Genomic DNA, 6,544 nt, shown 5'->3' on the forward strand with positions numbered 1-6,544 from the left:
ATCGAACCCTTCACGATGGTTACCGAATTCGAGCGGAGTTCCCAGAGCAATCCCACGAAAGCTGACGGCGCGGGCCACATGGACTTCTTGGGCGATATCTACGCCAATGACCAAATGATGAACGGTAATGTTTTCAATGAGTTGATTTTGCTTGTCTTGAGCTTTAAACTTCATAGTAGAGCGACCTCCTAAATGGTGAGATTAAAAGGGCTGTAGACCCGTATCCAACTCCCATGTTACCGAGGCGCTCGTTTTTGTTCAAACTCCAAAATATTCAGTTTACAGGAATTCTAACGGGAGACAAATCAAACAAAATAATACTAGAAACTAAGAAAGGACAGTACTAACATGGAAAATGTATTAAATTTTGATAAATTGGAATCATTAAAATCTTTACAATCGACAATCAGTAAACTCGAGAACGCCTTGTCCCAGATGACTCAAAATGGCGCAAATACTACCCTAGTAAAGAAACGACTCAAAGCTGTTTCCATCGGCTTAGCCATGCTAGAAAACGTTTGGAATCAAAGCCCCCATTATTACACGCAGGAAGATTTAGCAGAAGCTCGCAATATTATTACTGGTTTATTTCCATCAATTGAAAACAGTTATGCTAAGTCAAAGGCTGGTAGTCCTCAAAGAACGCTTTTAGAAAGAAGAATTAAAGCGATGGAACTAGCTGTACAAGCGATTGACGATCTTTCCACTAAATAACTCATATACATAGATTCAAAGTAAAAGGTCAATTCTATAATAAATCATAGTAATGAGATGGTCTTATGAATAAAACTACGATTCGTATGATGAATGATAATGACCCTGAAAGAATTTCCGAAGCATTCCGAATACAAGGCTGGGATAAGCCGACTGATCAATATGTTAAATATGAAGAAGAACAAAAAAACGGAAAGATAGTATCGTTAATTGCTGAGGTTGAGGGTGACTTTGCAGGATATGTAAATATAGCTTGGGAATCTAACTATCCATATTTCAAAGAGAATAATATACCTGAAATACAAGATTTTAACGTGTTGATAAAATATCGTCGTCATGGAATAGGTACAATGTTAATGGACAAATGTGAAGAGATCATTGGTGAAAGATTTGAAATTTCTGGACTTGGTGTAGGTTTGTTCGGTGATTACGGTGCAGCTCAATCATTATACGTTCATCGTGGATATGTTCCCGATAGTAAAGGGATTTATAAACATGGTGGATATATACAATACGGACAGGAGGTGGTTGTGGACGACGATCTTAATATGTATTTTGTGAAAAAATTACGATAACGAAGTTATAAGGTGGACGGAAGCATTGTTACACTATCGGGAACGATAGCTCAATAAAAAAAGCGGCAGTCCAGGATATTATTGGGCCCGTCTAATACTTGGGGAAATCGCGATCCCTGGATCTACATTTCCGACTGGATGGTTATCCATTTAAGGTAATCCGCCACCGGCGGTACATAGTCATTCCCGGGAAAGGAGCGGAACAATATCCAATACATAAAATCGTTTTTCGAAGATGAGATTTATTATTTTGAAGTAGATGATGAACAGACGGCTTACCGGCAGATCGTTGCGAGACAAGGAGGCGCCTTCGGAATTTCGGGCAGTCCGGATTTCTTCTTAACGGACCAGGCTGTGGAGATGTTGGAAGAGGATATTTCTATTGAACGTGCTGAATTTGAGAAGGTTTGGATCACGGCTATGGCTTCCTATCAGGAAGAGTGGACCCGGATGAAGCAGAGATATTCAACAGGGCAGCATGTAGCTGGTTCAGTTATGTTTTTTTCGATCCATGGTATTCATATTGCCTTATCTGACGGGGGATTTGCAGTCACAGCTTATGAAGCGGTTCGTTCCCGGGTCGATCATAGCTTCCTGTATCCGCACCATCTCATCGAAGGCACAGTTCAAGGCTGGGATGATGTAAACTGCTGGCTGATTATTGAAAATTGCACGATGAGCGGGAAGAAAGACGGCAAGGAGATCATTTAATCACCTGCTGAGCCGTGTGAACCGCAGATTCTGTTTGCCGCTATGGTTTTCCATGGATTTATTGCATATACATTTAGCAGGATATATCCACAACTAACGATCACGAGTATTGGATTACCAGGAATACATATAATAACCCCAACGAGGGGCCGGTTAGAGTAGTCAAGAACTCTGGTGGCGGGTTAACAATTAATATAGGAAGGAAATCGGGTAAAAGAGAATATTGCGCGATGATGAACAGCCATTTCATAGCTTTTCAAAAAAAATTATGAAGCAGCCAGCTCCTGTGATACAATTATCTAGTTGTCCTGGTCCGTGGAGTCCCATTTCTTGTAGTGCTTTTACACACACTGGAAGTTGGGGGAAAAAACAAAGGAAAACAGAGCATTTCAGTGTATTTTAATGTGTTCGTGAGTATTAACAGGGTAATTGTGAGATTTTACAGTCTTGGTATCAATTTTTGTCGTTATTTATTGATTTATTGCGTTGCTTTATGTATAATCAGCCTTGTTGATTTTTCAAATGGAATAGCGATTGCTTCCGAAGCAAGTTTTGTACGAAGCTATTCTTATGAAGCAACGCTAACAAAACTTTTTTTTGGGAGGTAATCAATTTTGGGAAAAGCGTTAATTATTGGCGCTGGCGGTGTAGCGAGCGTTGTTGTTCATAAATGCTGCCAGAACCCGGATGTATTTGAAGAGATCTGCATAGCGAGCAGAACTGTCGCGAAATGTGATGCTCTGAAAGATAAATTGGCCGGAGGCCAGACGAAGATTTCTACGGCTCAGCTTGATGCAGATAACACGGACGAGGTAATCGAACTGATCAAGAGCTTCCAGCCGGATGTCGTGATTAATGTCGCTCTCCCATATCAGGACCTGACCATTATGGATGCCTGCCTGGCAACGGGAGTGCACTATGTCGATACTGCGAACTACGAACCGCAGGATACTGCGAAATTCGAATATTCCTGGCAATGGGCTTACAAAGAAAGATTCGAAAAAGCCGGAATTACCGCGCTGCTCGGCAGTGGCTTTGATCCCGGGGTAACCGGAGTATTCACGGCCTATGCGCAAAAGCATTATTTTGACGAAATTCACACGATTGATATTGTTGACGCCAATGCGGGTGATCATGGTTATCCGTTCGCGACCAACTTCAATCCTGAAATCAACATTCGTGAAATCACGGCCAACGGGCGTTACTTTGAGAATGGCGAATGGATCGAAACCGCACCATTGTCCGAGAAGAAAGTCTACGATCTCCCGGAGATCGGCCCGAAGGATATTTACCTCTTGTATCATGAAGAGCTGGAATCTCTGGCTGCCAATATCCCTGGCGTGAAGAAAATCCGCTTCTGGATGACCTTCTCGCAGAACTATCTGACGCACCTGAAGGTGCTTGAGAATGTCGGAATGACTTCCATCGAGCCAATTGTCTATGAAGGTAAAGAAATAATTCCTTTGCAGTTCCTGAAGGCCATTCTGCCTGACCCGGCTTCCCTGGGACCAAGAACCAAGGGTAAGACCAACATTGGCTGTATCATTCAAGGCACTAAAGACGGCCAGCCCAAAACGTATTATGTGTACAATGTCTGCGATCATGAAGAATGCTACAGAGAAGTAGGCTCCCAAGCTATTTCCTACACTACCGGCGTTCCTGCTATGATCGGGGCTATGTTGATTATAAAAGGCATCTGGAAGAAACCGGGCGTATACAACGTGGAGGAATTTGATCCGGATCCATTCATGGATGCACTTAACAAACACGGGCTGCCTTGGCAAGAAGATTTCTCGCCGACGCTGCTGGATTAGGGCCTTAGATCATGAAGGATATAGATATCGATATCAGCAATCTGCCGTCACCTGCCTATCTAGTCGATGAACGGCTGCTAACGAAGAACCTGGAAACGTTGAATTACGTGCAGGAGCGTACAGGAGCGAAGATTCTTCTGGCGCAAAAGGGGTTCTCCATGCACGCGCTGTACCCACTGGTCGGCAAGTACCTGCATGGTGTTACTTCCAGCTCTCTATTCGAAGCCCGGCTGGGCTTCGAGGAAATGGGCAAGGAAGTGCATGTCTACGCACCGGCTTACATGGACCGTGAATTCGACGAGCTGCTGCGCTACACCGATCACATTGTGTTCAACTCGTTTGACCAGTGGAACCGGTTCAAGGGGCGGGTACAATCCGCTCCCAAAGCCATCAGCTGCGGTATCCGCGTGAACCCGGAATATTCCGAGATCGAAGTGCCGCTGTATGATCCCTGCTACAACTATTCCCGCATGGGCGTGACGCTGCCGAATTTCCGGCCGGAAGAGCTTGAAGGTATTGATGGACTGCATTTCCATACGATGTGCGAACAGAACTCGGATACACTGGAGCGTACGCTCAAGGTAGTCGAAGAGAAGTTCGGAGAATATCTGCACGGCATGAAGTGGCTCAACTTTGGCGGCGGCCATCATATTACCCGTCCCGATTATGACCTGGAGACACTGATCAAGTGTATTCTCCATATGAAGGAAACCTATGATGTGCAGATCTACCTGGAGCCGGGTGAGGCGGTTGCGCTGAATACCGGGTACCTGGTGGCTACTGTACTGGATACCATGCGCAATGGCATGGATATTGCCATCCTGGACACCTCGGCGGAATGCCATATGCCCGATGTGCTGGCGATGCCCTACCGTCCTGGCATTATCGGTGCGGGAGAGCCAGGGGAATATCCGTACACGTATAGACTCGGCGGCATGACCTGTCTGGCGGGAGATATTATCGGGGATTATTCCTTCCCGGAACCACTTAAATACGGTGACAAGCTGGTCTTCCTGGACATGGCGCATTATTCCATGGTGAAGAACCATATGTTCAACGGTGTGAACCTGCCGGCCATCGCTTCGTATAATGAAGAAGAAGGCCTCAAGGTGATCCGCGAGTTTGAATATAACGATTTCAGCAACCGTTTGTCATAATTCATTTATAGTCAGGTGTTCTGTAAGCCATTGTGATGGCTTGCGGGACGCCTTTTTTGCTTTTTCCTATATCCATTATTCAGAAGTACGGCACGGAGAAAATGGTTATAACGATTCTGTACGTAGCTTCGCAGGATGCAGAGTGATAACCTAATCACAGTGTATAACCGGAAGGGAGTGATCGGCATGCAACGCCGGGCTAATCAAACTACTGCTGCAGTGAAGGTGAAAGAAACTTAAAAATCAAAAGGAGCTGCTGCAGAGCGTGCTAAAATTGAAATATTTGTTCAATAATGAAGAGTTGGCGGAAATGATGCTGCGGAATTGGGCGTATGACCAGGAATCGCTGCATTTGTTCCAGTATTACCGGATTTCCTCCAATGCAATATATCCTTTCGAGAACGGCGGGAAGAATCAGCTGCTCCGGTTCGCGCCACAGACAGAGAAGCTTAAAAGTAATCTGCTGGCGGAGCTTGAGTTCCTCTCGTACCTGCGTGAGCGTGGATATGGAGTGCTTGAGGCTGTGCCTTCCCGGAAAGGTTCAGAGCTTGTAGAAGCGCAGACGCCTTGGGGGACTTATTATGCAACGGTCTTTAAGCGTGTCCCCGGGGTGCGAATGGATGATGCTACTCTAGATGACCAGACCGTATTCCGCTACGGTCAGGCTTTGGGGGAGCTTCATCGGCTATCCAGTGACTACAGCCCTGTGCAGAGTAAAAGATGGACACACAGCGAGGTACTGGAGTGGATTCGCCGGATTCTGGAGCCATTCCCGGAACAAATGGCGGCAAGGGCGGAGACAGAGCTGCTTGCGGATTACTTTGCGGGGGTGTCTGCCACGTCGGGCAATTACGGACTGATTCATTATGATTTTGAGCTGGATAATATCTTTTATGATCAGACACAGGATACGGTTAACGTCATTGATTTTGACGATGCCATGTACCACTGGTATGCCGTGGATATCGAGCAAGCCCTGGACAGCCTGCTGGAAGCTGTTACGACAGAGGAGCAGGCCCCTAAGAAGGAGTGCTTTCTGAAGGGTTACGCCAGCCGGTATGAACTGCCGGAGGATGGACCGTCTTTGGCGGCTTGCAGACGGTTTGCTGATTTGTACAGGTATGCCCGGATCTTGAGGTCTACGGCGGAACAGTGGGAGCATGAGCCGGAATGGCTAACTATTCTGCGGAGCCGTCTGGACAGCTCGCTGAAAGTCGGCAGCAGCCGGTTCGGGGAGAAGCTGTAGCTGGAGAAAAAATGAATGTTGTACACATAAAGGGGCTGTCCCATAAGTGGATTTTCTATGACTTAGACAGCTTTCTTCATTCTTAAGACCTCAAAAAGTGAGCAAAGCAGCGATTCTCCCGTTATTGGAGGATCGCTGATCTGTGTTTTTGGTCATTGGCAGCTTGCTTCAGCAGATTATGAGCAAGTGAAAGCCACCCGACTTCAAGCGTCACTTTTTCCATGCCGCGAAGCAGAAACCTCCGGAAGCCCCGGTTGTTCTTCAGTTGTCCAAACACGCTTTCTGGTTCTGTCATTCGGCGGACGGCCAAGGCATAACCTTCTTCAC

General features: G+C 46.1%; 7 protein-coding genes and 1 pseudogene. 6 read left to right on the plus strand and 2 right to left on the minus strand.

Annotated features, from left to right (window positions below; all coding sequences use genetic code 11):
- Positions 1 to 174, minus strand: a pseudogene (locus tag A3848_RS33130) (IS110 family RNA-guided transposase); the annotation flags it as partial.
- 174 nt (positions 175 to 348) lie between these two features.
- Between A3848_RS33130 and A3848_RS24305 the strand changes: the two are divergent.
- The 6 genes from A3848_RS24305 to A3848_RS24330 all read left to right on the plus strand — a co-directional run bounded on the left by A3848_RS24305 (position 349) and on the right by A3848_RS24330 (position 6,217).
- Positions 349 to 714, plus strand: a complete 366-nt coding sequence (locus tag A3848_RS24305; RefSeq protein WP_074087474.1) for a hypothetical protein — start codon at positions 349 to 351, stop codon at positions 712 to 714.
- Between the two features lie 65 nt (positions 715 to 779).
- The gene (locus tag A3848_RS24310) at positions 780 to 1,289 is read left to right on the plus strand and encodes a GNAT family N-acetyltransferase (protein WP_074087475.1); all 510 of its coding nucleotides are present in this window, start codon (positions 780 to 782) and stop codon (positions 1,287 to 1,289) included.
- 363 nt (positions 1,290 to 1,652) lie between these two features.
- On the plus strand, positions 1,653 to 2,000 hold the full coding sequence (locus A3848_RS24315) for a hypothetical protein (protein ID WP_083612361.1): 348 nt from the start codon (positions 1,653 to 1,655) through the stop codon (positions 1,998 to 2,000).
- A gap of 614 nt (positions 2,001 to 2,614) precedes the next feature.
- Positions 2,615 to 3,814 carry a saccharopine dehydrogenase family protein gene (locus A3848_RS24320; RefSeq protein ID WP_074087477.1) on the plus strand — a complete coding sequence of 400 codons (1,200 nt, stop codon included), beginning with the start codon at positions 2,615 to 2,617 and terminating at the stop codon, positions 3,812 to 3,814.
- A gap of 20 nt (positions 3,815 to 3,834) precedes the next feature.
- Positions 3,835 to 4,971: a carboxynorspermidine decarboxylase gene (gene nspC / locus A3848_RS24325; protein WP_074087479.1), complete on the plus strand. Its 1,137-nt coding sequence runs from the start codon at positions 3,835 to 3,837 to the stop codon at positions 4,969 to 4,971.
- A 265-nt stretch (positions 4,972 to 5,236) separates the two neighbouring features.
- Positions 5,237 to 6,217, plus strand: a complete 981-nt coding sequence (locus tag A3848_RS24330) for a phosphotransferase enzyme family protein (RefSeq protein ID WP_074087478.1) — start codon at positions 5,237 to 5,239, stop codon at positions 6,215 to 6,217.
- A gap of 121 nt (positions 6,218 to 6,338) precedes the next feature.
- Here A3848_RS24330 and A3848_RS24335 read toward each other — a convergent pair.
- Positions 6,339 to 6,544, minus strand: a 206-nt coding sequence (locus A3848_RS24335) for a transposase (RefSeq protein WP_178382004.1), incomplete at its 5' end; no start/stop codon positions are given.

Source organism: Paenibacillus sp. P32E (genome assembly GCF_001909085.1).
Classification (GTDB): Bacteria; Bacillota; Bacilli; order Paenibacillales; family Paenibacillaceae; genus Paenibacillus_AQ; species Paenibacillus_AQ helianthi.